Raw genomic sequence first — 25,676 nt, 5'->3', positions numbered from 1 at the left:
ATCCTCTAATCAAAAACCAATTCAACCCGCTCTCGTCCAAGCAGGACTCGCAAGTCATCTATCAGTTGATCGGTGGGCGTCACCCGCCACTCGGTACCGAGCGTCAATCGCGCCCGGGAGCCGGGCCGACGATAGTTTACCTGAACCGGACAGACTCCGGCACGGGCGGGCTCCAAAATCTCGCACAAACGCGGGAAAAAGCGTTCGTCAATGCGTTGTTCATCGAGGGAGATGCGGATCGCCCTGGCGAAACGCTCCCTCGCATCGTTGATATCCAGCAATTCGCGGGCCGACATTTTAAGGCCACCGGAGAAGTCATCAAAGCTGACCTGTCCAGAAACCACTAAAATACGGTCTTTTTGCATCAATTCTTCGTATTTTTCCAGCGCTTCACTGAAGAGGGTCACATCCAGACGGCCGGATCTGTCGTCCAGGGTGAAAATCCCCATCTTGTTGCCGCGCTTGGTCACCATGCTGCGTGCCGCGATCACCAGCCCCGCCGCCGTGGTCACCGTATCCCGGGAGGTGGGATGCAGATCGCACAGCCGGCCCGAGGTGTAGCGACGCAGCTCGCCGCTGTACTGGTTGATGGGGTGGCCGGTGAGGTAGAGCCCGAGGGTCTCCCGCTCCCCTTCCAGCCACACCTTGTCGGGCCAGTGCGGCACGTTGGCGAACGCCTTCTTGACGTCGTCTATCTCCTCGGTAAGCACCCCGAACATGTCGACCTGCCCCACCGCCTGGGCCTTGGCGTGCTGCTCGGCGGCGCGCATCGCTTCTTCCAGCGTCGCCATCAGGGCGGCGCGGTGGGGGCCGAGCCGGTCCATGGCGCCGGAGAGGATGAGTTTTTCCATCACCCGCTTGTTGAGCTTCTTGATGTCGACCCGGTTGCAGAAGTCGAACAGATCCCGGAAGGGTCCGTCCTGATCCCGCGCACTGAGAATCGCATCTATGGGGCCCTCGCCGACCCCCTTCACCGCGCCGATACCGTAGACGATATGACCATCTTCGTTGACCGAGAAGCGATAGCGGCCGGTGTTCACGTCAGGGGGTATGACGGTGAGCCCCATCCGCTGACACTCGTCCACCAGGGTCACTATCTTGTCGGTGTTGTCCATGTCGGCGGTCATCACCGCCGCCATGAACTCGGCCGGGAAGTGGGTCTTGAGCCAGAGGGTCTGGTAGGAGACCAGCGCATAGGCGGCGGAGTGGGACTTGTTGAAGCCGTAGCCCGCAAACTTCTCCACCAGATCGAAGATCTTCATCGCCAGTTCGCCGTCGACGCCATTCTTGATGGCGCCCTCCTCGAACCCGGCCCGCTGCTTGGCCATCTCTTCGGGTTTCTTCTTGCCCATGGCCCGGCGCAGCATGTCCGCCCCCCCCAGCGTGTAACCCGCCAGGGTCTGGGCTATCTGCATCACCTGCTCCTGGTAGAGGATGATGCCGTAGGTGGGCTCGAGTATGGGCTTGAGGCTCTCGTGCTGCCACTTCTCGTCCGGGTAGGAGATGGCCTCCTTGCCATGCTTGCGCTCGATGAAGTTGTCCACCATGCCGGACTGCAGCGGGCCCGGACGGAACAGGGCCACCAGGGCGATCATGTCTTCGAAGCAGTCGGGCTGCAGCCGCTTGATGAGATCCTTCATGCCGCGGGATTCGAGCTGGAATACCGCCGTGGTCTCGAATCGCTGCAACAGCGCGAACGACTTCTTGTCGTCGATGGGGATGGCGGCGATGTCGACCGGCGGCTTGCCCTCCTTGGCCAGGCGCGGGTTGATCATGCCGAGGGCCCAGTCGATGATGGTGAGGGTCCGCAGCCCCAGGAAGTCGAACTTCACCAGGCCGGCGTACTCCACGTCGTTCTTGTCGAACTGGGTCACCGGGTGGTGGCCGGAATCGTCGCAGTAGAGCGGCGCGAAGTCGGTGATCTTGGTGGGGGCTATCACCACACCACCGGCGTGTTTGCCGGCGTTGCGCACCACACCTTCCAGCCGGCGCGCCATGTCGATGAGGTCCTTGACCTCCTCGTCCTGCTCGTAGAGCTCCGGCAGCTTGGGCTCGGCCTCGAACGCCTTGGCGAGCGTCATGCCCGGATCCGGCGGAATGAGCTTGGAGATGCGATCCACGAAGCCATAGGGGTGGCCCAGCACCCGGCCTACGTCCCGCACCACCGCCTTGGCCGCCATGCTGCCGAAGGTGATGATCTGGGAGACCGCCTCCCGGCCATACATCTCGGAGACGTGGTCGATCACCTCGTCCCGTCTGTCCATGCAAAAATCGACGTCGAAGTCGGGCATGGAGACCCGCTCGGGGTTCAGGAAACGTTCGAACAGCAGGTCAAATTCCAGCGGATCCAGATCGGTGATCTTGAGGGCATAGGCCACGAGCGACCCCGCCCCCGAGCCCCGGCCCGGGCCGACCGGGATGCCGTTGTCCTTGGACCACTGGATAAACTCCATCACGATGAGGAAGTAACCCGGGAAGCCCATCTGGTTGATCACCTTGAGCTCGATGTCGAGGCGCTCGTCGTACTCGCCACGCTTGGCGGCGCGGACTTGCGGATCCGGGAACAGGAAGGCCAGACGGTCTTCCAACCCCTCCTTGGACTTCATCACCAGGAAATCTTCGGTGGTCATGTCGCCGGTCGGGAAGTTCGGCAGGAAGTACTCCCCCAGACGCACCGTCACGTTGCAGCGCTTGGCGATCTCCACCGTGTTTTCCAGCGCCTCCGGGATGTCGGCAAACAACTCGCACATTTCTTCCTGACTGCGCAGGTACTGCTGCGGGCTGTAACGGCGCGGACGGCGCTTGTCCATCAGGGTGTAGCCGTCGTGGATGGCGACCCGGATCTCGTGGGCATCGAAGTCGTCGGCCCCGAGGAACACCACCTCGTTGGTGGCCACTACCGGCAGCTCGAACTCGGCGGCGATGGCCACCGCCATGTGCAGGTAGACCTCCTCGTCTGGGCGGCCGGTACGCAGCAGCTCGAGGTAGTAGGCATCCGGGAAATGAGTCCGGTAGAAGGCGAGGCTCTGTTCCACCATCTGGCGGTTACCCTTGAGCAGGAACTTGCCGAGATCCCCCTCGCGACCGCCGGAGAGCACTATCACCCCCTTGGCGTGCTCGACCAGCCAGCCCTTGTCGATGACAGGCCGCCCCTGCACGTGGCCGCGCTGATAGCCCCGGGAGATGAGCAAGGTGATGTTCTGGTAGCCGTCGTTGTCCATGGCGAGCAGGGTGAGGCGGAACTGCTCGTCGCCGAGCTCATCGCTCTGCACCCAGAAATCCGCCCCGACGATGGGTTTGATCCCCTTGCCGTGGGCCGAGCCATAGAAGCGCACCAGGCCGCACATGTTCATCTGGTCGGTCAGGGCCAGCGCCGGCATGTTGTTGGCCGCGGCCGCCGAGACGATGGGACCGATTTTCTGCAGGCCATCGACCATGGAGAAGTCGGAGTGGACCCGCAGGTGGACGAAGCGAGGATCGGCCATCTATTCGATCCCCAGCGCCCGGCGCACCGGTTTGAAGCTCTGCCGATATTCGGGCAGGGGGCCGCGCTCGGCCAATATGGCGAGGTGTTCGGCGGTCGGATAGCCCTTGTGGCGGGCGAAGCCGTACTCGGGATGACGGCCGTCAAGCTCGGTCATCTCGGCGTCGCGGGTCACCTTGGCGAGGATGGAGGCGGCGCTGATGGTGGCCACCAGGCTGTCCCCCTTGACCACGGCACGGGCCTCCATCGGCAAACTTGGACAGCGGTTGCCGTCGATAAAGACCAGCTCGGGGGTGATGGACAAGCCCGCCACGGCGCGCTGCATGGCCAGCATGGTGGCGTGCAGTATGTTGAGCTCGTCGATCTCCTTCGGGGTGGCGCGGCCGATGGACCAGGCCAGGGCCTTTGCCTTGATTTCGCCGTACAGGGCGAGGCGCTTCTTCTCGGAGAGCTTCTTGGAGTCGGCGAGGCCAAGGATGGGATTGGCGGGATCCAGGATCACCGCGGCGGTGACCACGTCACCCACCAGGGGGCCACGACCCACCTCGTCAACCCCGGCAACCCGCTTGTCTTGTGGAATATCGATCGTCATATCACAGGCCTTGAATCAAAACCGGCCCCGCAGGGCCAGTATCAGCACAACATAACGCCAACAGCGCGCCGCCAGCCACCCTAACTGTCGAGCAGCTCGGCCACCGCCTCGGCGGCCTGCACGTCGGCGTTGCAGCGGATCTTCTGGTGCAACTTGGTGAAGGTGGCGATGAGCTCGCTGTTGTCGTGCTCCAGCAACTTGCTGACCTCTTCCACCAGATTGGCCGCAGTGCACTCATGCTGGATGAGCTCGGGCACCAGCATCCTGTCTGCCAGCAGATTCGGCAGGGAGACGTACTCCGTCTTCACCAGCCACTGGGCCAGCCAGTAGCTGAGCGGCTTGAGCTTGTAACCCACCACCATGGGCCGCTTCACCAGCATGGCCTCCAGCGCGGCCGTGCCGGACGCCAGCATCACCACGTCGGCGGCAATCATGGCCTCACGACCCTGACCGTCCAGCAGCACCATGTCGAGATCCGGCGCCACCTCGGCCTTGATGGCGAGGAACTGCTCGCGCCGCTTCTCGTTCACCAGCGGCACGATGAAGCCGAGATCCGGGCAGTGCACCGTCAGGTGCTTGCACGCCTCGAGGAAGACGGGGGACATGAAGCCGACCTCGGCGCTGCGGCTGCCCGGCAACACCGCCAGCCAGCGACGACCCGGCTCGAGGCCGAGGGTCTCGCGCATCTCCTGCCGATCCGGCACCAGGGGAATGTCGTCCGCCATGGTGTGCCCGACGAAGCGGCAGGGGGCATCGAAGCGGTCGTAGAAGGCTTTTTCGAACGGCAGGAAGGCGAGCACCATGTCGGTGGCGGCCTTGATCTTGTGAATGCGGCCCTGACGCCAGGCCCAGACCGAGGGGCTGACGTAGTGGACCGTCTTGATTCCGGCGCGGCGCAGTTTCAGCTCCACCCCGATATTGAAATCCGGTGCATCCACCCCGACGAAGATGTCCGGGGGATTGGCAATGAAGTGGCGCAGCAACTCGCGGCGCACCTGGAGGATCCGGGGCAGACGTCCCAGCACCTCGCTGATGCCCATGACGGAAAGCTCTTCCATCTCGAACAGGGCCTTGACGCCCAGGGCCTGCATGCGCGGCCCGGCGATCCCTTCGAACTGGGCATCGGGATAACGAACCAGCAGCTCGCGCACCAGACCGGCAGCCAGGATGTCGCCGGAGGTCTCTCCGGCGACTATGCCGATGCGGATGGGCTTAGGCACGGATGATCCCGCGCTCGTTGCCCTTGAGGAAATCCACATAGAGCTGGACAGCCGGCTCGGTGGCCGCCATCTCGCTCAGTACCGGCAGCACCTCTTCGATGGTCTTGCCGGAGCGGAAGATCTCCTTGTAGGCACGCTTGACGGCCGAGATGGCTTCGGACGTGAAGCCGCGACGACGCAGCCCTTCGGAGTTGACCCCGAACGGCTTGGCGTAGTTGCCGGCGGCCATCACGTAGGGCGGCACGTCCTTGTTCAGGGCGGCGCAGCCACCGACGAAGGCGTGGGAGCCGACGCGGCCGAACTGGTGAATGGCAGACAGACCGCCGAAGATCACGAAGTCACCGATGTGAACGTGGCCAGCCAGGGTCGCGTTGTTGGCGAAGATGCAGTTGTCACCAATCATGCAGTCATGGGCCACGTGTACGTTGACCATGAAGAGGTTGCCGCTGCCGACCCGGGTCAGGCTCTGATCCTGGGTGGTGCCGCGGTGCACGGTGCAGTTCTCGCGAAACACGTTGTTGTCGCCGATCTCGAGGAAGGTGCGCTCGCCGGCGTACTTCTTGTCCTGGCAATCCTCACCGATGGAGGTGTGCTGGAAGATCTTGTTGCCACGGCCGATCCTGGTCGGGCCCTTGATCACCACGTGGGAACCCACCCAGGTGTCGTCACCTATCTCCACCTCGGCACCGATGACGGTAAAGGGGCCGATTTCCACCCCTTTACCGATCACGGCAGACTCATGGACGATGGCGGTATCGTGGATGATGGCAGTCTGGTCAATCACGGTTACACCTCGCGTTTGGCGCACATCAGTTCGGCAGTACAGACCACTTCACCGTCGACTGTGGCAACGCCGGTGAACTTGGCGATGCCGCGACGCTCCTTCAGAAACTCTACGTCGAGCACCAGCTGATCGCCAGGGCCGACCGGACGCTTGAAGCGGGCGTTGTCGATGGAGGCAAAGTAATAGAGCTCGTTGGGGGACGGCTTGCCCACCATGGTAAAGGCCAGGATACCGGTCGCCTGGGCCATGGCTTCCAGGATCAGCACGCCGGGGAACACCGGCTTGGCCGGGAAGTGCCCCTGGAAGATCGGCTCGTTGAACGAGACGTTCTTGATGGCACGCAGGGTCTTGCGCTCATCGCTGATCTCGTAATTTTCCACCTTGTCCACCATCAGGAACGGATAACGGTGGGGCAGCAGATCCATGATTTCCTGGATCCCCAGGCTTTTCTTTTCAGTAGTCAAAACAGTACCCTATACCAATCGTGATTATTCTTGATCCAGCTTTTTCTCAAGTCGGCTCAACCGCTTGTGCATCTCTTCGATACGCATCACCCGGGCGGCGGTCTTGCGCCACTCTTTATTGGTTTGCAGGGGGATGCCTGAAGAGTAGATTCCGGGCTCGGTAATGGGTCGCATCACCATGGCCATACCGGTGACGGTGGCCTGGTCGCAGATCTCCATGTGCCCGTTAAAGACGGAAGCGCCGCCAATGATACAGTATTTGCCGACCTTGAGACTACCGGCCATCACGGTCGAGCCCGCCACGGCGGTGCCGTAACCAATCTCGACGTTGTGGGCGATCTGGCACTGGTTGTCGATGATGACGTTGTCCGCGATGCGGGTGTCTTCCAGGGCACCGCGGTCTATGGTGGTGCAGGCACCGATTTCCACCCGGTTGCCTATGGTCACGCCGCCGAGCTGGGGGATCTTGATCCACTCGCCACGCTCGTTGGCATAACCGAAACCGTCGGCCCCGATCACGGTGCCGGCTTGCACCAGACAATCCGTGCCCAGGGTCACGTTATGATACAGGGTGACGTTGGCCCACAACCGGGAGCGCGCTCCCAGTCGGGTATCCTTGCCAACGAAACAGCCCGGGCCGATGCGGACATCATCCCCCAGCACGACGCCGGATTCGATGACCGCATTGGCGCCGATGGCCACTCTCTCGCCCAGTTGCACATCCGCCGCGATGACGGCACTCGGATGGATATCCGTGGCCGGCTGCGGTGTGGTGTCCAGCAGTTGGGCTACCCGGGCAAAGCCCACATAGGGGTCTTTGAGCACCAGGGCATTGGTGGGGCAAAACGGCAGGTCAGCCTCAGTGATGAGCACGGCAGTCGCCTTGCTCTGCTCCAGGAAATGCCGGTACTTCTTGTTGGACAGGAAGGCAATCTCCCCCTCCCCGGCTTTTTCCAGTGTCGCTACCTTGCGGATTTCCCGGGTCCCATCCCCATGGACCTCGGCCCCCAGTTGCTGGGCCAGCTGTGCGAGAGTGAATGCCATCAATTAGTTGCTCTTGCTTACCTGAGAGATAACCTGGCTGGAGATGTCCAGCTTGCTGGCGGCATAGGGAGCAGCATTGCGCTCCAGCACCAGATCGTAACCATTGCTCTTGGCGATGGCGTCGATGGCAGCCTGTACCTTGGTCAGGATCTTGTTGCGCTCTTCAGCCTGACGACGGCCGTTGTCCTGCTCGAACGCCTGACGCTTCTGGTTGAACTCCATCTGCAGCTTGGCCAGCTTCTCCTGGTTCTGCTTCTTCTGCTCGTTGCTCATGAAGGCTTCGTCCTTCTTGAACTTCTCGACCAGAGCCTGACCGTCGGATTCCAGCTTCTGCAGCTCGCGCATGCGCGGCTCGAACTCGCCCTTCAGTTTCTTGGCCACGGCTTCACGCTGGGGCAGCTTTTGGAAGACTTCGCCCATGTCGACCACGGCGATCTTGGTCTCAGCCCAGGCGGAGCCCATACCGGCAGCCATCAGTGCAAAACTCAAACCAGCTACTTTCAACGCTTTATTCACACTTACTCCTTGGTCCCTCGGTCGAGGGCTACCTGATTTACCTGATTGTGCAAGCGATCTCTGGGACCGGCTTGTTACCTGGTGAGGCACGCAAGCTGCGCGTCCCATCATTGAATACCCCCTGGTGGGGGCGGGCCCGCCTTTAGAAGGTACGGCCGATGTTGAAGGAGAAGACTTCGGTATCGTCCCCTTCGTATTTCTTGAGCGGCTGCGCCAGCACGAACACCAGGGGTCCCATGGGGGAGAGCCACTGCAGTGACAGACCCGCCGACATCCGGATATTGGTGGGGTCAGAATAGTCCATCAGATAGTTACAGCCACTGAAGCAACGGTTCTGGTACTGACCATATTCGAAGGTGGTATCCCACACGGTACCGGCATCGATGAAGAAGCTGGTCCGCAGCTGGGGCTGGTAGCTTTCAGACGCGAACGGCGTCGGCACTATCATCTCGAGGGAGGCCACCGCCAGGGCATTGCCCCCTACAGAGCTGTCGGTGCCCTGGATCACGTCGTTACCGCCCAGGTTGTAGTAGTAGAGCGCCTTCGGACCGACGGTGTTGCTCTTGAAGCCGCGCAGGGTGTCGAAGCCACCGGCGTAGTAGTTCTCGAAGAAGGGCAGCACGTGGTCGTAGTCACCGTTGCTGCCATAGCCATTGCCGTAAGAGGCGCGGGCCTTGGCCAGCATGACCCACTGGTGGTCGGCATCAAACGGGAAGTAATGGGAGTCTTCGGCGTTGAGCTTGAAGTACTGCAGATCCATGCCAGGCACAGTCACCTTGGCGTTCACCCGCTGACGGTCACCAGCGGTCGGGAACTGACCCTTGTTGAGGGTGGAGCGAGTCCAGCCTGCGGTGACGTCCACGGTGTTGAACACCATGCGGTTGTCGCCGTCCAGGTTGGCCTGGTAGACCTTCCAGAACTCATCCACCTGCACATAGGGGTTGGGCTGAGACAGCTTGTTGTTCTCGTAGCCGAGGCTGAAGTCGAGACGGTTGTTCTCGTTGACCGGGAAACCGCTGGAGAGACGGAAGCCTATGGTGGTGTTTTCGTAGTCGACGATGTTGGCATCGGCCGCACTGAACTTGTTGTAGTAGAGGCGGCCGCCCAGGCTGACCCCATCGACGGTGAAGTAGGGATCGTTGTAGCTGAGATCGATGTTCTTCGAGTAGTCGTTGGTGCTGGCGTTGATGCCGATCTTCTTGCCGGTCCCCATGAAGTTGTCTTGCTGCAGGCCCGCCTGCAGGCTCAGACCAGACTCGGTACCGTAGCCGATGCCGGCGTTGATGGAGCCTGCTGGCTGCTCCTTGACCTTGAAGTCCAGATCGACCTGGTCGTCGCTGCCTGCCACCCGCTTGGTGTCCACTTCCGCGGTTTCGAAGAAGCCGAGGCGGTTGAGACGGGTCTTGGACTGCTCGACGTTGTCGGAGGAGAGCCAGGTGCCTTCCATCTGACGCATCTCGCGACGCAGCACTTCGTCCTTGGTGGTGACGTTGCCGCTGAAGTTGATGTTGCGCACATAGACCCGGGGACCCGGCTCTATGTTGACGATCAGCTCCACTTCCTTGGTCTGGTCATTGACCTGGGGGAAGGTGACCACTTTGGGATAGGCGTAGCCATAACGACCGAGGAACTTGGAGAGCACCTCTTCGGTGTGGGTCACCTGGCTGGCGGAGTAGACGCTGCCTGCCTCTATGGGGATGAGCCCCTTCATATCGCCGCCACGGTCGATGAGATCGCCCTTGAGCTGCACGCCGGAGACCTTGTACTGATCCCCTTCCTTGATGTTCAGGGTGACGTAGACGCCCTTCTTGTCCGGGGTCATGGAGACCTGGGTGGACTCCTGAGCGAAACGGATGTAGCCGCGGTCCATGTAGTAGGAGCGCAGCACTTCGATGTCACCGGCCAGCTTCTGCTTCTGATAGCGCTGATCGCCGGTGAAGTTCCACCAGGGCACATCGTCCTTCAAGGAGAGCTGGGCCAGCAGTTTCTCTTCCGGGAACACCTGGTTGCCGACTATGTTGATCTGCTGGATCTTGGCCGCTTCCCCTTCCACGAAGGTGAACTTGAGGTCGACCCGGTTGCGGGGCAGCGGGGTGACGATGGCCTTGACCTTGGCGGAGTACTTGCCCACGCCGTAGTAGAAATCTTCCAGTCCCTTCTCGAGGGAACTCAGCACGGTGCGATCCAGGGGATCACCGACGCGGATGCCGGAGGACTCCAGGCTCTGGGTCAGCTGCTCCTCCTTGATGTCCTTGTTGCCGGAAAACTCGATGCTGGAGATGGTCGGGCGTTCCTTCACCACGACTTGCAGCACCTGGCCGTCACGATAGACCTTGACGTCCTCGAAGTTGCCGGAGGCATAGAGCTTCTTGATGGCGTTGGCCAGGGCCACCGAGTCCACGGAGTCACCGACCCGGACCGGCAGATTCAACAGGGCGGCGCCCAGGGTCACCCGCTGCAGACCCTCGACCTGAATGTCTTGCACCACAAAAGAGGCAGGGGCCGCCTGAGCCAGGAAGCTGGCTCCCAGCAGGCAACTCAACACCAATGCTTTTTTAACAGCCATTTTGTTCTTATGTGTCCTTGTTGATGCTCTAGCCTCAGAGGCGAGCGAAATCATTAAACAGCGCAATGCCCATCAGTAACATCAGAATGGCGGCGCCTATCCTGAACCCAATTTCCTGAATTTTTTCTGGTACCGGCTTGCCGGTGACTGCCTCGATGAGGAAGTAGACCAAATGGCCCCCATCCAGCACCGGCAGGGGGAACAGATTGATGATCCCCAGGTTGACGCTGATGAGCGCCAGGAAACCGAGGAAATAGACCAACCCGTAATCTGCGCTGCTGCCAGCCCCCTTGGCGATGGAGATGGGGCCGCTCAGGTTGTCCAGGGAGACGATGCCACCGATCAGCTTGCCGATCATGTCGAAGGTCAGCGTGATCAGGCTCCAGGTCTTCTGGACCCCATGCCACAGGGCTTGCAAAGGCCCATACTGTAACAGAACTCGATACTCATCCGGTAATGGAACCAGTTGCGGCGACAGGCCGACGAAACCGACCAGCTGGCCCCGTACTTTTTTCACATCCGGGGTCAGGGTCAGGGTCAGATCGCTGCCCTCGCGCTCCACCGTCACCTGCAGTGGCTGCTCCGGTGATTGCTGCACCCTCTCGACAAACTCGGTCCATTCGGTGATCGCCTGATCATCCACGCCCTTGATGCGATCGCCCACCTGCAGACCCGCCTTCTCGCTCGCGCTCGAGGGCACTATGGCCTGCACCACGGGCAGCACCTTGCCGCCGAGGGGGACTATCCCCAGGCTGCCGATGGGGGACTCCTTGTCCGGATCGAAGCTCCAGCTGTCCAGCATCAGCGTCTTGTCGACGGCGTAGCTGGCGCCAGGCGCCTTCAGCTTGAGCTGTACCGACTTGTCACCCAGGTGGCTGATGAGGGCATAGGTCACGCTCTCCCAGTCTCCGGTGGCCTCGTCGCCGACGCCGACGATCTCCATGCCAGGTTCGACCCCCGCCGTCGCCACTATGGACGCAGGGCGCACCTCGCCGACCACCGGCTTGACGCTCGGCACCCCTATCATGAACATCAGCCAGAAGGCGAACAGGGCGAACACGAAGTTCGCCATGGGGCCGGCCGCGACTATGGCCATCCGCGCCCAGACACTCTTGTGGTTGAAGGCCTGTGCCTCCTCCCCCGGCTTGAGTTCATCGACCCGGCCGTCCAGCATCTTGACGTAGCCGCCGAGCGGGATCAGGGCCAGCACATACTCGGTGCCATCCTTGCCGATGCGGCGCCAGATCGCCTTGCCAAAGCCGATGGAGAAACGCTCGACCTTGACGCCGCAGCGGCGGGCTACCCAGAAGTGGCCAAATTCATGCACCGCCACCAGCAGCCCGAGGGCCACGATGAAGGCGCCTATGTTCCACAACACGCCGCCCATCAGAGCTTCACCTCGACATCATTCCCGAAGGCGTAGAGAGAGGCCGCTGGCCACCACAGTCCGTTCATCGAGCAAGCTCCTCTATCAGTTGCTGGGCATGGGTACGGGCCCTGCCATCCAGCGCAATCAGATCCTCCAGCGAACCTGCGGCACTGGTGCCCAGTGTCGTCATGATGGATTCGTTGACTCTGGCAATATCCATAAATCCAATGCGCTCTGCAAGAAAAGCCGCGACGGCCTCCTCGTTGGCGGCATTGAGAGAGGTGGTCGCCGCCTGCCCTTGCTGGCAGGCCGCCATGGCCAGTGCCAGGCAGGGATAACGGGCGTAGTCGGGGCGGATAAAGCTGAACTCTCCGACACTGAAGAAATCCAAAGGTTCCACGCCGGACTCAATCCTGGCCGGGTAGGCCAGGGCGTGGGCGATGGGGGTACACATGTCCGGGTTGCCGAGCTGGGCCAGCACTGAGCCGTCCTTGTACTGCACCATGGAGTGGATCACCGACTGGGGGTGGATCACCACCTGGATCTGCTCCGGGAGGGCGTTGAACAGCCAGCGCGCCTCTATGTATTCCAGCCCCTTGTTGATCATGGTGGCGGAGTCCACCGAGATCTTGGCCCCCATGGACCAGTTGGGGTGCGCCACCGCCTGGGCCGGCGTGACCCTGGCCAGCTCGTCGATGTCGGTATAGCGGAAGGGGCCGCCTGAGCCGGTCAGCAATATCTTGCTGATGCCCGCCCCTGCCAGATCGCAGAAGCCAGGCTCGTGCTGGATGGCCTCGGGCAGGCACTGGAAAATCGCATTGTGTTCGCTGTCGATGGGCAGCAGCTCGGCGCCGTGATGGCGCACCGCCTCCATGAAGAAGGCGCCGGACATCACCAGGGCCTCCTTGTTGGCCAGCAGGATCCGCTTGCCGGCACGCACGGCGGCCATGGTGGGTGCCAGACCCGCCGCACCGACGATGGCTGCCATGACGCTGTGGGCATCAGGGTGAGCGGCCACTTCGCACAGGGCTGCCTGACCACAGAGCACCCGGGTGGGGCAGCCGTGGGTCTTGAGCCGCCCAGCCAGATCGCTGGCGGCCTTCTCATCCACCATGACGGCGAAACGGGGGGAGAACTCGAGACTGTCCCGCACCATGGCGTCCACGCTGCGAGCCGCGGTCAGCGCCAGCACCTGCCAGCGCCCCGGATTCTGCCGCAGCACTTTCAGGGTGCTCTGACCGATGGAGCCAGAGGCTCCCAGAATGACCAGATTGCGCATCAGAACTCCTGACCGAGCAGCAGATAGCTGAGCAGGAAGACGGGCAGCGCCGCCGTCAGGCTGTCGATGCGATCGAGGATGCCGCCGTGGCCCGGCAGCAGGGTACCGGAATCCTTGATGCCGGCCTCCCGCTTGAACATGCTTTCGGTCAAGTCGCCGAGCACGGACGCCAGCACCGCCAGCAGGGAGCAGAGCAGCACGACCCCCATCTTGGCCGGCACGAAGCCCATGAACCAGGTCACGCCTATGGCCAGCACGCTGGCGGTAAAGAGGCCGCCCAGCATGCCCTCTATGGTTTTACCCGGGCTGACGGCGGGGGCCAGCTTGTGCTTGCCGAACGCCTTGCCGAAAAAATACGCGCCAGAATCTGCCGCCCAGACCAGGCCCATCACGAACAGCAGGATCCAGGCCCCCATCATGGGATCGTGATAGAAGTTGTACCCACGGATGGCCACCAGGGACCAGAAGAAGGGCACCAGGGTCACCAGACCGAACAGGGACTTGAGCCAGACGGACTCTTTCCACAGCCTGGCGCTTCTGGGGTAACGCAGCACCAGCAGCAACCCGAGCAGCCACCAGCTGATGGCGGTCCAGAGCACCCCCATCACCAGCGGATGCAGCTGGGGGATCCAGAGTTGCTCTACGGGCACCCAGAACAGGCTGGCACCGAGCAACAGACAGAACACCAGCGGCAACCATTGTTGCGGCTGGGCAGAGACGAAGGCGCTCCACTCACGGCTGGCCAGCAGAAAGACCAGGGCAGCGAGCAGGGCAAAGAATTTCAATGGCAGGAAAAACAGTGCCCCCAACACCAGGGGTACTAACAGTAATGCGGTAATAATTCGTTGTTTTAGCAAAAGAAACCTCTCTCTTGGGAGCGGGGTTTAGCCGGTCTGTTGCGCGGCGATCAATTCCCGTATCTGTTCACCCGTACACCCGAAGCGACGCTCGCGAGCAACGAAGGAGGCAACTGCCCCGCTGAACTCGGCCTCGTCAAAGTCGGGCCACAAGACCGGGGTAAAATAGAGCTCGGCATAAGCAAGCTGCCATAACACAAAATTGCTGATGCGATGATCCCCGCCGGTGCGGATCAGCAGATCCACCGGAGGCAGGTCGGCCATGCAGACCTGACGTGCCAGTGCCTCTTCATCGACCGCCTCTGCATCCAGCTCGCCCGCTGCCACGGCGCGAGCCAGCTTGCGGGCCGCCTGGGCTATGTCCCACTGACCACCATAGTTGGCGGCGATGTTGAGGGTCAGTCCCTGGTTGCCGGCGGTCAGGGCCTCGGCCTTGGCGATCTTGGCCTGCAGCCGTTCACTGAAACGGGCGGTATCGCCGATCACCTTGAGCCGGATGCCATTGCTGTGCAACTTGTTCACCTCGCGGCCAAGCACCGTCATGAACAGCTCCATCAGGGCATTGACCTCCCCTTCCGGGCGGCGCCAGTTCTCACTGGAGAACGCGAACAGGGTCAGCGCCTCCATCTTGGCACGGGCGGCAAAGGCCACGGCCTCACGCACGGATTTCACGCCCGCCTTGTGGCCAGAGACCCGCATCTTGCCACGGTTCTGAGCCCAGCGACCATTGCCATCCATGATGATGGCGACGTGACGAGGCAAGGACGAGCTGGCGCTATCGCCTAGCGCTGCCAAAAGCGACATTCATTTCTCCCACAAAGACAAAAGCGCCGTGCAGGGGCACTACACGGCGCTCGTAATATACCTGTCGGAGGCTTAGATTTCCATTAGCTCCTTTTCCTTCGCGGCCAGGGCTTCATCCACCAGCTTGACGAAGGCGTCGGTCAGTTTTTGGATCTCTTCCTGGGCACGACGGTCGTCATCCTCGGAGATCTCCTTGTCCTTCAGCAGCGCCTTCAGGTCTGCGTTGGCATCGCGACGGATATTGCGCACGGCAACCCGGGCGCCTTCGGCCTCGGCACGGACGATCTTGGTCAGATCGCGGCGACGCTCTTCGGTCAGCGGGGGCAGCGGCACGCGCAGGGTCTGGCCATTGCTGGACGGGTTCAGGCCCAGATCGGAGGTCAGGATGGCTTTTTCCACCGCCTGGATCATGGAGCGATCGAAGATGGAGATGGACAGGGTGCGGGCATCTTCTGCCACTACGTTAGCCAACTGTTTCAGAGGAGTGGCGGCACCGTAATACTCCACCTGGATACCGTCGAGCAGGCTCGGGTGAGCGCGGCCGGTACGGATCTTGGACATCTGGGTCTTGAGCGATTCTACGCTCTTGGCCATGCGGTCCTTGGCGTCGTTTTTAATCTCGTTGATCACAGTGGTTTTCCTTTTGGCGAACGAGCCGGCATGCGGCCCGTATCTATCTTGTTTACTGGCGTAATGGACAAGCGCGCCAGGCGGCTCAGGCTTGTCTTACTTGCTGACGTGGTGGATCAGGGTACCTTCCGGCTCACCCATGATAACCCGACGCAAGGCGCCCGGTTTGTTCATGTTGAACACCCGGATCGGCAGATCGTGGTCGCGGGCCAGGGTAAAAGCAGCAAGATCCATCACTTTGAGTTCTTTTTCAAGGACTTCATCATAACTCAGTTCTTGATAGAGCACTGCATCCGGGTTCTTGACCGGATCATCGGTGAACACACCATCGACCTTGGTGGCCTTGAGCACCACGTCGGCTTCGATCTCGATGCCGCGCAGGCAGGCTGCGGAGTCGGTGGTGAAGAAGGGGTTGCCGGTACCGGCGGAGAAGATCACCACCTTGCCGGCGCGCAGCTGGCTGATGGCCTCGGCCCAGCTGTAGGAATCGCAGACACCCTGCAGGGAGATGGCAGACATCAGACGGGCATTCACATAAGCACGATGCAAAGCATCACGCATGGCCAGGCCGTTCATGACGGTCGCCAGCATGCCCATGTGGTCACCCACCACGCGGTTCATGCCCGCCTTGGCAAGACCGGCACCACGGAACAGGTTGCCGCCGCCAATGACCAGACCGACCTGAACACCCAGCTCAACCAGCTCTTTGATCTCTTGGGCCATCCGCTCCAGCACCGCTGGATCAATGCCAAAACCCTCGGATCCTTGCAGGGCTTCACCACTCAACTTCAGAAGAACACGTCTGTATGCAGGCTTGGGATTGGTACTCATGTCACTGATTCCTGGTCATATAAAGACCGCGACATAAGTCGCGGTCTGGGGAAACGGAAAAACCGGTTCGATTAGGCCTTCTGAGCGGCCGCGATCTGGGCTGCAACTTCAGCCGCGAAATCGGTCTCTTGCTTCTCGATGCCTTCGCCCACTTCGAAACGGGTGAAGGAGACAACGTCAGCGCCTTCTTTCTTCAGCAGCTCGGCCACGGTGATGGACGGGTCCTTCACGAAGGGTTGACCAGTCAGGGAAACCTCACCGGTGAACTTCTTCATGCGGCCTTCAACCATCTTCTCGGCGATCTCTTTCGGCTTGCCGGAGTTGATGGCGATGTCGATCTGGATTTCGCGCTCTTTGGCAACGACTTCAGCAGACACATCTTCAGGCTTGACGAACTGCGGGCTGTTGGCAGCGACGTGCATGGCCAGATCTTTGGCCAGGTCGGCAGTACCGCCGGTCAGCTTGGTGATAACACCGATACGGGAACCGTGTACATAGGTACCCAGGTTGTCACCTTCAACCAGCATCACGCGACGCAGGTTCATGTTCTCACCGATCTTGGCGATCAGGTTGGTGATGGTCAGCTCAACGGACTCACCGTTACCGAAATCGGCGGCCTTCAGGGCGTCGATGTCGGCAATTTTCTGGGTCGCGGCGATGTCGGCGATCTTCTGGCCCATGGCCATGAAGCTGGCGTCTTTGGCGACGAAGTCGGTTTCGCTGTTCAGCTCGATCATGACGGCAACGTTGCCTTCGGTGCGAGCGAAGATCACGCCTTCAGCGGCGATACGGCCCGCTTTCTTGGCGGCCTTGGCCTGACCGGATTTGCGCATGTTCTCAATTGCCAGCTCGATGTCGCCAGCGGCTTCTTCCAGTGCTTTTTTGCAATCCATCATGCCAGCGGCGGTGCGCTCGCGCAGTTCTTTTACCAGGGCGGCAGTAACGTTAGCCATGTCCAGTATCCTCGGTCTTGAATTGACAAGAAACAGGGGCCACAAGGGCCCCTGCTAACCAATTACATCAGCTTGGTTAATAAGGGCTTTACAGTCCTTATCAATTACTCAGCTTCAACGAAGCCATCTTGTTCGGCTTGAACAACGATGTCCTGAGCGCGAGCTTCCAGTACGGTGTCAGCAGCAGCATTCAGGTACAGCTGTACGGCACGGATAGCGTCGTCGTTACCCGGGATGACATAGTCAACGCCGTCCGGGTTGGAGTTGGTATCAACGATGGAAACTACCGGGATACCCAGGTTATTGGCTTCTTTGATAGCGATGTGCTCGTGGTCGGCATCGACAACGAACAGAACGTCAGGCAGGCCGCCCATGTTCTTGATACCACCCAGGCTCTTCTCCAGCTTGTCCATTTCGCGAGTACGCATCAGCGCCTCTTTCTTGGTCAGCTTGTCGAAGGTACCGTCTTGGCTCTGGGTTTCCAGATCTTTCAGGCGCTTGATGGACTGACGAACGGTTTTCCAGTTGGTCAGCATGCCGCCCAGCCAGCGGTGGTTAACATAGAACTGGTCGCAACGCTCAGCGGCTTCTTTTACGGCTTCAGACGCGGCACGCTTGGTACCTACAAACAGGACCTTGCCCTTCTTGGCAGCTACGGAGCTGATGAAGTTCATGGCATCGTCAAACATCGGAACGGTTTTTTCCAGGTTGATGATGTGAACCTTGCTGCGGGCGCCGAAGATGTAGGACTTCATTTTCGGGTTCCAGTAACGAGTCTGGTGACCGAAGTGAACGCCGGCTTGCAGCATGTCGCGCATAGAAACTTTAGCCATTTTATACCTCTGTATTGGGGTTAGGCCTCCACACATCCCATGTAACCGACCCCAAAGGGGCACCCCGGTACAGGTGTCGATGTGTGTGTGTTATTGAGTAAGGGTGATAGAAGGGGGCACAAGTTCCCCATTCCGGCGCGCTTTATACCATAACTTTGGTCAGGACACCACCAGCTGGGCCGCTAAAAATGGATCCTGGCGAGGGCTGCGACCGCTGGATGACGTTGCGATGACGATCACACTGGAAGTAAACGGGGGTTGGGGATAAAATTTTGCCCTGATTGCAAACGCATCTATTTTTCATTACCTGATTGTTGGGCATCGGCAGGATGCGCAGTCAGGCCCCAAGAGAGATCCCATGTCCATTAAAATCAAGACACCGGAAGAGATTGAAAAGATGCGCATTGCCGGCCAGCTGGCCGCCGATGTGCTGGTCATGATCGCCCCCCATGTCAAGGCTGGCGTCACCACTGACGAGCTGAACACCCTGTGCCACAACCATATCGTCGAGGTACAGCAGGCCATCCCCGCGCCGCTCAACTATCACGGCTTCCCCAAGTCCATCTGCACCTCGGTCAATGATGTGATCTGCCACGGCATCCCCAATCACAAGAAGCTGCGGGAAGGGGACATCATCAACCTGGACATCACCGTCATCAAGGATGGCTACCACGGCGACACCTCCGCCATGTTCATCGTGGGCCAGACCACGCCCCTGCGTCGCCAGCTGTGCAAGGTGGCGCAAGAGAGCCTGTACGCCGCCATCAAGCGGGTGCGTCCCGGCATGTGCATCACCGAGATCGGCGCCGTGATCCAGCCCATCGTCGAGCAGGCCGGCTTCTCCGTGGTACGTGACTACTGCGGCCACGGCATCGGCAGCGAGTTCCACGAAGAGCCGCAGATCCTCCACTACCGCAATGGCGGCAAGCTGGAGCTCAAACCGGGCATGTGCTTCACCATAGAGCCCATGGTCAACAGCAAGAAGTACCACTGCCGCATCAACCCCAAGGATGGCTGGACTGTCACCACCAAGGATGGCGGCGACTCCGCCCAGTGGGAACACACCCTGCTGGTCACCGAGGATGGCTGCGAGGTGCTCACCCTGCGCCCCGACGACACTATCGACCGCGTCATCAAACACAGCTAACATCGAACCCCGGCCCTGACCTCAAAAGCGCCGGGGTTTTTACTGCCCGTTCCAGCCGTTTGCCTGCCACTTGTGTGTGAGATGCCATGGATGCCAGTCTGCTTTCCCCCCACCTGTTACCCGACGACCAGCTCACCCGTGACAACTGCAAGGAGTATCTGAGCCGCTTTCTTGTCTGGCTGCACGAGCGCTTCGATGCCGGTGACAACATCATCGAACTGGTGGCCACCCGCTCCGAGTACATGGATGCGCTGCTGACCAGGCTCTGGCACAAGTTCGGCTTCGACAAGACCAACCTGACCCTGATCGCGGTGGGGGGCTATGGCCGGGGCGAACTGCACCCCCACTCCGACATCGATCTGCTCATCCTCTATGAAGGGGACGAGCTGGACGAGGTGCTGGGGCTGCGCATCGGCGAGTTCATCACCCTGCTGTGGGATCTCAAGCTGGAGGTCGGGCAGTCGGTGCGCAACGTGAGCGAGTGCATCGAGCAGGGCCGCAGCGACATCACTGTCGCCACCAACCTCATCGAGGCGCGCTACATCACCGGACGCCAGGCGGGATTCGAACAGCTGCAGGCCGCCACTCAGCCCCAGCACTTCTGGCCGAGCGAGGCCTTCTTTCGCGCCAAGCGCGAGGAGCAGAGCCTGCGCCACCAGCAGTTTCTCGGCACCGCCTACAAGCTGGAGCCGGATCTCAAGAACAATCCCGGGGGCCTTCGCGACATCCAGACCCTGGCCTGGGTCGCCCGCCGCCACTTCGGCGCCACTACCCTGTTCGAGATGACCAGCCACGGTTTCCTCAACCGGGCCGAGTACCGCGAGCTGCTCGACTGCCAGAACTTCCTGTGGAAGGTGCGCTTCGCCCTGCACATGGCCATCAACAAGGGGGACAACCGCCTCTTGTTCGACCGCCAGCGCACCGTGGCCCAGATGCTGGGCTTCGAGGGGGAAGGCAACGGCCCGGTCGAGCAGATGATGAAACGCTTCTATCAGACGGTCAGACGGGTGGCCGAGCTCAACGAGATGCTGCTGCAGCTGTTTGACGAGGCCATCCTCGGCAACACCGCCATGGATGTGCGCCGCATCAGCGACGAGTTCCAGCTCCGTGGCCGCCTCATCGATGCGGTGGATTCCGAGCTGTTTGGCCGCGACCCCGCCGCCATACTGCGGCTCTTCTACCAGATAGCCCAGCACCCGGACATCGCCGGCATCCACTCCGCCACCCTGCGCCAGCTGCGGGAGGCCAGACGCACCCTCAGCTGCTGGCTGCAGGACCTGCCCGAATGCCGTCGCCTCTTCATGGCGTTGCTGCGCCACCCCAACGGCATCGGCCAGCCCCTCACTCTTATGCATAAGTACGGGATCCTCGCGGCCTATCTGCCCCAGTGGAACCTCATCGTCGGCCAGATGCAGTTCGACATGTTCCACGCCTACACGGTGGATGAGCACACCCATCGCCTGCTCCAGAACATCCATCGCTTCCCGAACCCGGCCAGCCGCCAGACCCACCCGCTCTGCCACGAGGTGTTCGCCCAGCTGCGCAAGCCGGAGTTGCTCAGCATCGCCGCCCTGTTCCACGACATCGCCAAGGGACGGCGGGGAGATCACTCCGAACTCGGCGCCGTCGATGCGCTGGAGTTCTGCCAGTTGCACGGGCTGGATCGCTACGAGAGCCGCCTGGTGGCCTGGCTGGTGCGCCACCATCTGCTGATGTCGGTCACCGCCCAGCGCCGCGACATCTACGATCCCGAAGTGGTCACCGACTTCGCCCACAAGGTGCGCGACGAACTGCACCTGGATCTGCTCTATTGCCTGACCGTGGCCGATATCTGCGCCACCAACGACACCCTGTGGAACGACTGGAAGGGCACCCTGCTGCGCGAACTCTACTTCGCCACCCAGAAGGCGCTGCGCCAGGGGCTGGAAAACCCGCCGGACATGCGGCTCAAGATCCGCGAGAACCAGCGTCAGGCCAGGCAGATCCTGGCCCAGCGCGAGGTGCCGGAGGAGGCCGTCAGCGCCCTCTGGAACGACTTCAAGGCCGACTATTTCCTGCGCCACAGCCCGGAGCAGATCGCCTGGCATTGCCGCAAGATCATCGCGCACGGCGACAATCCGGCCCCCCTGGTGCTCATCGGCAAGCACCCCATCCGGGGCGGCAGCGAGGTGTTCATCTATTGCCGCGACACCCCGAATCTGTTCGCCACCGTGGCCTCGGCGCTGGATCAGAAGAACCTCAACATCCACGACGCCCAGATCATGAATTCGCGCAACGACTACGTGCTGGACACCTTCATCGTGCTCGAACCCAATGGCGAACCCATCAGCCCCAACCGCACCGCCACCATCAAGAAGGCGCTGGAGAAGGCGTTGCAGGAGCCGGGCAAGCTGGTGCTGCGCAACAAGCCCCTGTCCAGGCGCCACCGCCAGTTCAGCGTGCCGACCCGGGTGGTCTTCTTGCCCCGCTCTTCACCCACGAAGGGGGAGAGCCGCCACACCCTGCTGGAGCTGACCGCCCTGGATACCCCGGGCCTGCTGGCCCGCATCGGTGCAGTCTTCCAGCAGTGCGGCATCGAATTGCATGCCGCCAAGATCACCACCATAGGCGAGCGGGTGGAAGACTTCTTCAGCCTCACCACCCTGGCCGGCGAGCCGCTGAACCAGGCCGAACAGCAGGCGCTGGAGGAGCGGCTGGTCAATCAGCTCAACCCGCAGGAGCAGGGGGACGAGGAGGGGCGATAAGGCCCGGACAAGGCTTCACAAGACACCGTTTATCGTTCTGATTTATCAATCAGAACAAGTGGTTGGGCCACTTAAGTACAATAAATCGCCTTTCTTTTGAAGAAATCGGCCAGAGCCCTTAAAAACGATTGGAAAAGTGTGATACAACAAACAGAATTTTTTAAAGGAAACCTGTCATGACCCAGTTGCAACAGACCATCGAAGCGGCCTTCGAGCGCCGTGATTCCATCACCCCCGGCTCCGTCGATGCCGCCACCAAGGCCGCCATCCTGGAGGCCATCGATCTGCTGGACTCCGGCAAGGCCCGGGTCGCCGAGAAGATTGCCGGTGAGTGGGTCGTCCACCAATGGCTGAAGAAGGCCGTGCTGCTCTACTTCCGCATCAATGACAACGGCATCATCAAGGGCGACGACGCCCAGTACTACGACAAGGTTCCCCTCAAGTTCTCCGACTACACCGCCGAGCAGTTCAAGGCGGCGGGCGTGCGCGTGGTGCCGCCGGCCACCGCTCGCAAGGGCTCCTTCATCGCCCCCAATACAGTGCTGATGCCCTCCTATGTCAACATCGGCGCCTTCGTCGATGAAGGCACCATGGTCGATACCTGGGCCACCGTGGGCTCCTGCGCCCAGATCGGCAAGAACGTGCACCTCTCCGGCGGCGTCGGCATCGGCGGCGTACTGGAGCCGCTGCAGGCCAACCCGACCATCATCGAGGACAACTGCTTCATCGGTGCCCGCTCCGAAGTGGTTGAAGGGGTGATCGTCGAGGAGGGCTCCGTCATCTCCATGGGCGTCTTCATCGGCCAGTCCACCCGCATCTATGACCGCGAAACCGGCGAGATCCACTATGGTCGCGTGCCGGCCGGTTCGGTGGTGGTCTCCGGCTCCCTGCCCTCCAAGTGCGGCAAGTACAGCCTGTATGCCGCCGTCATCGTCAAGAAGGTGGATGCCAAGACCCGTGCCAAGGTCGGTATCAACGCCCTGCTGCGTTCCATCGACGAGTAATCCGCGTTGCCGTGAATAAAAGGGCGCCTGATGGCGCCCTTTTTGATGGTGGTGAGCCAGCCACACTATTTTGGGTGGCCCTCATGCACGACCGAGCAGCGAAAAAAGGGATCTTTTGGGACCCTGGTGATTTTGGCGCTCCTGTCACAGGCAAGCCACCGTGACTCGGTTAAGATAGATGGGTCAGGATCGTTTCAAACCGAGGAAGCCCGATGTACGAGAATCTGAAGAGCCTGGGGATCCAGGAGCCCACCTCAGTGGACAGCTATACCCTGCGCCAGGAGGCCAACCACGACATCCTCAAGATCTATTTCAAGAAGCAGAAGGGGGAGTTTTTCGCCAAGAGCGTCAAGTTCAAGTATCCCCGTCAGCGCAAGACCATGCTGATAGACTCGGGCACCCATGAGTACAAGGATGTCACCGAGATCAACGCCAACCTCAAGTACGTGGTGGATGAGCTGGATAACCTGACCCAGGGCGTACAGGTCGAGATCGATCAGGACATCAAGCAGAAAATCCTGCGCGACCTGCGCCATCTGGAAAAAGTGGTGCAGAACAAGATAAGCGAGATAGAGCGGGATCTGGAAAAACTCTAGGCAGTTTCCCATCCTGCACAAGGCGCCATCAGGCGCCTTTTTTAATGCCGATCCACAGGGAAGCTGCCAACCCCCTCCCCCGGATCTGCTCAGCCCCGTCCAGCTGGCTGACAAGCGCCCAGCAAAAAGGGAGGCTTTCGCCTCCCTTTTCGGAACTCTCGATGTCAGGCAACCATTAGTTGCTCTTCATCCAGATGTCCATCTCGGTTTTCAGGTTGTCGGACTTGGTACCGAAGATGGCCTGTACGCCGGAGCCAGCAACCACCACACCGGCGGCGCCCAGCTTCTTCAGACCAGCCTGGTCAACCTTGGCCACATCCTTCACGCCGACACGCAGACGGGTGATGCAGGCGTCCAGGGAGGCGATGTTCTCTTTACCACCGAAGGCAGACACCAGGGCAGCAGACATCTCGTCTTTGCTTTGACCAACGGTCTCTTCGGCAGCTTCGTCTTCGCGACCCGGGGTTTTCAGGTTCATGGCACGGATCACCACGGTGAAGACCACGTAGTAGATGACGGCGTAGACCAGACCCAGACCGACCAGCAGCAGCATGTTGTCGGCACGGGGCGATTGCACCACGAAGTCGATGAAGCCGTTGGAGAAGGTGTGACCGTGTACGACACCCAGGGAGTTGGTCAGCACATAGGCCAGACCAGCCAGCAGGGCGTGAATCGCATACAGCACTGGCGCGACGAACAGGAAGGAGAACTCGATAGGCTCGGTGATACCGGTCAGGAAGGAGGTCAGGGCAGCGGAGGCCATGATACCTACGATCTTGGCACGGTTTTCCGGCTTGGCAGCGTGAGCGATGGCAAACGCAGCAGCAGGCAGACCGAACATCTTGAACAGGTAACCACCGGCCAGTTGACCGAAGCCGTTACCGGCAGCACGGGAAGCGTCATCAGCAGTCAGGAAGCAGGTCATGATGCCGTGTACGGTTTCGCCAGCGGCGTTGACACAGGTACCCGCCTGATAGAAGAAGGGGACGTTCCAGATGTGGTGCAGACCGAACGGGATCAGGGAGCGCTCAACCACGCCGTAGATACCGAAGGCCAGTACCGGGTTCTGGTTGGCAGCCCAGTCGGAGAAGGCACCGATGGCACCACCGATCGGCGGCCAGATGAAGGAGAGCACAACACCCAGGCCAATGGAGACGAAGCCGGTGATGATGGGCACGGCACGCTTACCGGCGAAGAAGCCAAGGTACTCGGGCAGCTGGATCTTGTAGAAACGGTTGAACGCCCAGGCAGCGACACCACCGGCGAGGATACCCCCCAGCACACCGGTATCTATGCTTTCGACGCCCATCACAGGTGCCATGACCTTCAGGGTCGCGACCATGATGCCGTAGCCCACGATGGCGGACAGACCGGATACACCGTCGTTATTGGTAAAGCCAAGTGCCACGCCGACGGCAAACAGCAGGGCCATCTGACCAAATACTGAACCACCGGCCTGCTCCATCAGCTGGGAGACAATTTCCGGCAACCAGCTGAAGTGAGCAGCGCCCACCCCCAGCAGAATACCTGCAACGGGCAAGACCGATACGGGCAGCATCAGCGCCTTACCGACCTTTTGCAGATTAGAGAAAGCATTTTTTAACATGTGTGCGCTCCTGAATGGATTTTTTTCCGTCAACGACTCAGTGCAGCTATAGATGACGACCTTCTTCATCTGACGTTGTACTGGATGCGTTTCCCGGGTTGCTTATTTTGACCAACAGAATATAACCCAGCAGCTTTTAAAATGCCTGCGCCGCACCCAAGGGAATAATAAATTTGGAGGAGAGATCACAAGATAATCAAATAAGGGGAAGGGAGGGAATCTTGAATATTATTTCGTATTGTTATAGTCGCGCGGCAAAAAGAAATGAATCACTTCAAAATAAATCACCGAGAAACGATATAATACCCAATGAAACTCATTGTAACTCAATGTAACACATTGATGTTTTATAT

Annotated in this window: 21 protein-coding genes; 4 read left to right on the top strand and 17 right to left on the bottom strand. The window is 60.5% G+C overall.

Annotation, left to right across the window (positions count from 1 at the left end; genetic code table 11):
- Nucleotides 1-5: 5 nt before the first annotated feature.
- The 16 genes from dnaE to rpsB form a co-directional block, all read right to left on the bottom strand.
- Nucleotides 6-3,485: a DNA polymerase III subunit alpha gene (dnaE, locus tag AAHB08_RS03225; RefSeq protein ID WP_342058081.1), complete on the bottom strand. Its 3,480-nt coding sequence runs from the start codon at nucleotides 3,483-3,485 to the stop codon at nucleotides 6-8.
- The gene (gene rnhB, locus AAHB08_RS03220) at nucleotides 3,486-4,076 is read right to left on the bottom strand and encodes a ribonuclease HII (protein WP_342058080.1); all 591 of its coding nucleotides are present in this window, start codon (nucleotides 4,074-4,076) and stop codon (nucleotides 3,486-3,488) included.
- Nucleotides 4,077-4,156: 80 nt separating this feature from the next.
- Nucleotides 4,157-5,296, bottom strand: coding sequence for a lipid-A-disaccharide synthase (lpxB, locus tag AAHB08_RS03215; RefSeq protein WP_139436539.1), 1,140 nt, complete (start codon nucleotides 5,294-5,296; stop codon nucleotides 4,157-4,159).
- Nucleotides 5,289-6,080, bottom strand: coding sequence for an acyl-ACP--UDP-N-acetylglucosamine O-acyltransferase (gene lpxA / locus AAHB08_RS03210; RefSeq protein ID WP_342058079.1), 792 nt, complete (start codon nucleotides 6,078-6,080; stop codon nucleotides 5,289-5,291). Before lpxA ends, lpxB begins: the two co-directional genes overlap by 8 nt.
- Nucleotides 6,081-6,082: 2 nt before the next feature.
- Entirely contained in the window at nucleotides 6,083-6,544 is a 462-nt protein-coding gene (fabZ, locus tag AAHB08_RS03205; RefSeq protein WP_010673414.1) for a 3-hydroxyacyl-ACP dehydratase FabZ, read from the bottom strand.
- Nucleotides 6,545-6,568: 24 nt separating this feature from the next.
- Nucleotides 6,569-7,588, bottom strand: a complete 1,020-nt coding sequence (gene lpxD / locus AAHB08_RS03200) for a UDP-3-O-(3-hydroxymyristoyl)glucosamine N-acyltransferase (RefSeq protein WP_139436543.1) — start codon at nucleotides 7,586-7,588, stop codon at nucleotides 6,569-6,571.
- Nucleotides 7,589-7,591: 3 nt separating this feature from the next.
- Nucleotides 7,592-8,104 (bottom strand): OmpH family outer membrane protein, encoded by a 513-nt coding sequence (locus AAHB08_RS03195; RefSeq protein ID WP_139436545.1) that lies wholly within the window; start codon nucleotides 8,102-8,104, stop codon nucleotides 7,592-7,594.
- A gap of 142 nt (nucleotides 8,105-8,246) precedes the next feature.
- Entirely contained in the window at nucleotides 8,247-10,670 is a 2,424-nt protein-coding gene (gene bamA / locus AAHB08_RS03190) for an outer membrane protein assembly factor BamA (protein ID WP_139436547.1), read from the bottom strand.
- A gap of 34 nt (nucleotides 10,671-10,704) precedes the next feature.
- A complete protein-coding gene (gene rseP / locus AAHB08_RS03185) occupies nucleotides 10,705-12,057 on the bottom strand; it encodes a sigma E protease regulator RseP (RefSeq protein ID WP_342058078.1) in 1,353 nt (450 codons plus the stop codon).
- Nucleotides 12,058-12,121: 64 nt separating this feature from the next.
- Entirely contained in the window at nucleotides 12,122-13,318 is a 1,197-nt protein-coding gene (ispC, locus tag AAHB08_RS03180; protein WP_342058077.1) for a 1-deoxy-D-xylulose-5-phosphate reductoisomerase, read from the bottom strand.
- Nucleotides 13,318-14,175 carry a phosphatidate cytidylyltransferase gene (locus tag AAHB08_RS03175; protein WP_041206258.1) on the bottom strand — a complete coding sequence of 286 codons (858 nt, stop codon included), beginning with the start codon at nucleotides 14,173-14,175 and terminating at the stop codon, nucleotides 13,318-13,320. Before AAHB08_RS03175 ends, ispC begins: the two co-directional genes overlap by 1 nt.
- A gap of 27 nt (nucleotides 14,176-14,202) precedes the next feature.
- Nucleotides 14,203-14,979, bottom strand: coding sequence for a polyprenyl diphosphate synthase (uppS, locus tag AAHB08_RS03170; RefSeq protein ID WP_139436553.1), 777 nt, complete (start codon nucleotides 14,977-14,979; stop codon nucleotides 14,203-14,205).
- Between the two features lie 72 nt (nucleotides 14,980-15,051).
- On the bottom strand, nucleotides 15,052-15,609 hold the full coding sequence (gene frr / locus AAHB08_RS03165; protein WP_139436556.1) for a ribosome recycling factor: 558 nt from the start codon (nucleotides 15,607-15,609) through the stop codon (nucleotides 15,052-15,054).
- 96 nt (nucleotides 15,610-15,705) lie between these two features.
- Nucleotides 15,706-16,440 carry a UMP kinase gene (gene pyrH / locus AAHB08_RS03160; RefSeq protein WP_025327915.1) on the bottom strand — a complete coding sequence of 245 codons (735 nt, stop codon included), beginning with the start codon at nucleotides 16,438-16,440 and terminating at the stop codon, nucleotides 15,706-15,708.
- Nucleotides 16,441-16,511: 71 nt separating this feature from the next.
- Nucleotides 16,512-17,393, bottom strand: a complete 882-nt coding sequence (tsf, locus tag AAHB08_RS03155) for a translation elongation factor Ts (protein WP_139436558.1) — start codon at nucleotides 17,391-17,393, stop codon at nucleotides 16,512-16,514.
- Nucleotides 17,394-17,497: 104 nt separating this feature from the next.
- Nucleotides 17,498-18,226 carry a 30S ribosomal protein S2 gene (gene rpsB, locus AAHB08_RS03150; RefSeq protein WP_025327917.1) on the bottom strand — a complete coding sequence of 243 codons (729 nt, stop codon included), beginning with the start codon at nucleotides 18,224-18,226 and terminating at the stop codon, nucleotides 17,498-17,500.
- Nucleotides 18,227-18,584: 358 nt separating this feature from the next.
- Here rpsB and map point away from each other — a divergent pair, with 358 nt between their 5' ends.
- The 4 genes from map to AAHB08_RS03130 all read left to right on the top strand — a co-directional run bounded on the left by map (nucleotide 18,585) and on the right by AAHB08_RS03130 (nucleotide 23,717).
- On the top strand, nucleotides 18,585-19,373 hold the full coding sequence (gene map, locus AAHB08_RS03145; RefSeq protein WP_139436560.1) for a type I methionyl aminopeptidase: 789 nt from the start codon (nucleotides 18,585-18,587) through the stop codon (nucleotides 19,371-19,373).
- Between the two features lie 86 nt (nucleotides 19,374-19,459).
- Nucleotides 19,460-22,117, top strand: coding sequence for a bifunctional uridylyltransferase/uridylyl-removing protein GlnD (gene glnD / locus AAHB08_RS03140; RefSeq protein WP_342058076.1), 2,658 nt, complete (start codon nucleotides 19,460-19,462; stop codon nucleotides 22,115-22,117).
- A gap of 176 nt (nucleotides 22,118-22,293) precedes the next feature.
- Nucleotides 22,294-23,121, top strand: coding sequence for a 2,3,4,5-tetrahydropyridine-2,6-dicarboxylate N-succinyltransferase (gene dapD / locus AAHB08_RS03135; protein WP_005330795.1), 828 nt, complete (start codon nucleotides 22,294-22,296; stop codon nucleotides 23,119-23,121).
- A 212-nt stretch (nucleotides 23,122-23,333) separates the two neighbouring features.
- Entirely contained in the window at nucleotides 23,334-23,717 is a 384-nt protein-coding gene (locus AAHB08_RS03130; protein ID WP_202046941.1) for a DUF3461 family protein, read from the top strand.
- 175 nt (nucleotides 23,718-23,892) lie between these two features.
- Here AAHB08_RS03130 and ptsG read toward each other — a convergent pair whose 3' ends face one another.
- On the bottom strand, nucleotides 23,893-25,323 hold the full coding sequence (gene ptsG / locus AAHB08_RS03125; protein ID WP_202046942.1) for a PTS glucose transporter subunit IIBC: 1,431 nt from the start codon (nucleotides 25,321-25,323) through the stop codon (nucleotides 23,893-23,895).
- Between the last annotated feature and the right edge of the window lie 353 nt (nucleotides 25,324-25,676).

It is taken from the genome of Aeromonas sp. OTU364, assembly GCF_038440395.1.
In the GTDB taxonomy this organism is placed as follows: Bacteria; Pseudomonadota; Gammaproteobacteria; order Enterobacterales; family Aeromonadaceae; genus Aeromonas.
Note: the sequence above shows the minus strand (reverse complement) of the source record. Positions and strands in the feature narration are given on the sequence as shown.

Excerpts from the sequence above, each read along its gene's own strand:
- dnaE (WP_342058081.1), bottom strand. The coding sequence starts at position 3,485 with ATGGCCGATCCTCGCTTCGTCCACCTGCGGGTCCACTCCGACTTCTCC.
- map (WP_139436560.1), top strand. The coding sequence starts at position 18,585 with ATGTCCATTAAAATCAAGACACCGGAAGAGATTGAAAAGATGCGCATT.
- glnD (WP_342058076.1), top strand. The coding sequence starts at position 19,460 with ATGGATGCCAGTCTGCTTTCCCCCCACCTGTTACCCGACGACCAGCTC.
- tsf (WP_139436558.1), bottom strand. The coding sequence starts at position 17,393 with ATGGCTAACGTTACTGCCGCCCTGGTAAAAGAACTGCGCGAGCGCACC.
- ispC (WP_342058077.1), bottom strand. The coding sequence starts at position 13,318 with ATGCGCAATCTGGTCATTCTGGGAGCCTCTGGCTCCATCGGTCAGAGC.
- dapD (WP_005330795.1), top strand. The coding sequence starts at position 22,294 with ATGACCCAGTTGCAACAGACCATCGAAGCGGCCTTCGAGCGCCGTGAT.
- rseP (WP_342058078.1), bottom strand. The coding sequence starts at position 12,057 with ATGGGCGGCGTGTTGTGGAACATAGGCGCCTTCATCGTGGCCCTCGGG.
- rnhB (WP_342058080.1), bottom strand. The coding sequence starts at position 4,076 with ATGACGATCGATATTCCACAAGACAAGCGGGTTGCCGGGGTTGACGAG.
- rpsB (WP_025327917.1), bottom strand. The coding sequence starts at position 18,226 with ATGGCTAAAGTTTCTATGCGCGACATGCTGCAAGCCGGCGTTCACTTC.
- uppS (WP_139436553.1), bottom strand. The coding sequence starts at position 14,979 with ATGTCGCTTTTGGCAGCGCTAGGCGATAGCGCCAGCTCGTCCTTGCCT.
- pyrH (WP_025327915.1), bottom strand. The coding sequence starts at position 16,440 with ATGAGTACCAATCCCAAGCCTGCATACAGACGTGTTCTTCTGAAGTTG.
- AAHB08_RS03130 (WP_202046941.1), top strand. The coding sequence starts at position 23,334 with ATGTACGAGAATCTGAAGAGCCTGGGGATCCAGGAGCCCACCTCAGTG.
- ptsG (WP_202046942.1), bottom strand. The coding sequence starts at position 25,323 with ATGTTAAAAAATGCTTTCTCTAATCTGCAAAAGGTCGGTAAGGCGCTG.
- lpxD (WP_139436543.1), bottom strand. The coding sequence starts at position 7,588 with ATGGCATTCACTCTCGCACAGCTGGCCCAGCAACTGGGGGCCGAGGTC.
- bamA (WP_139436547.1), bottom strand. The coding sequence starts at position 10,670 with ATGGCTGTTAAAAAAGCATTGGTGTTGAGTTGCCTGCTGGGAGCCAGC.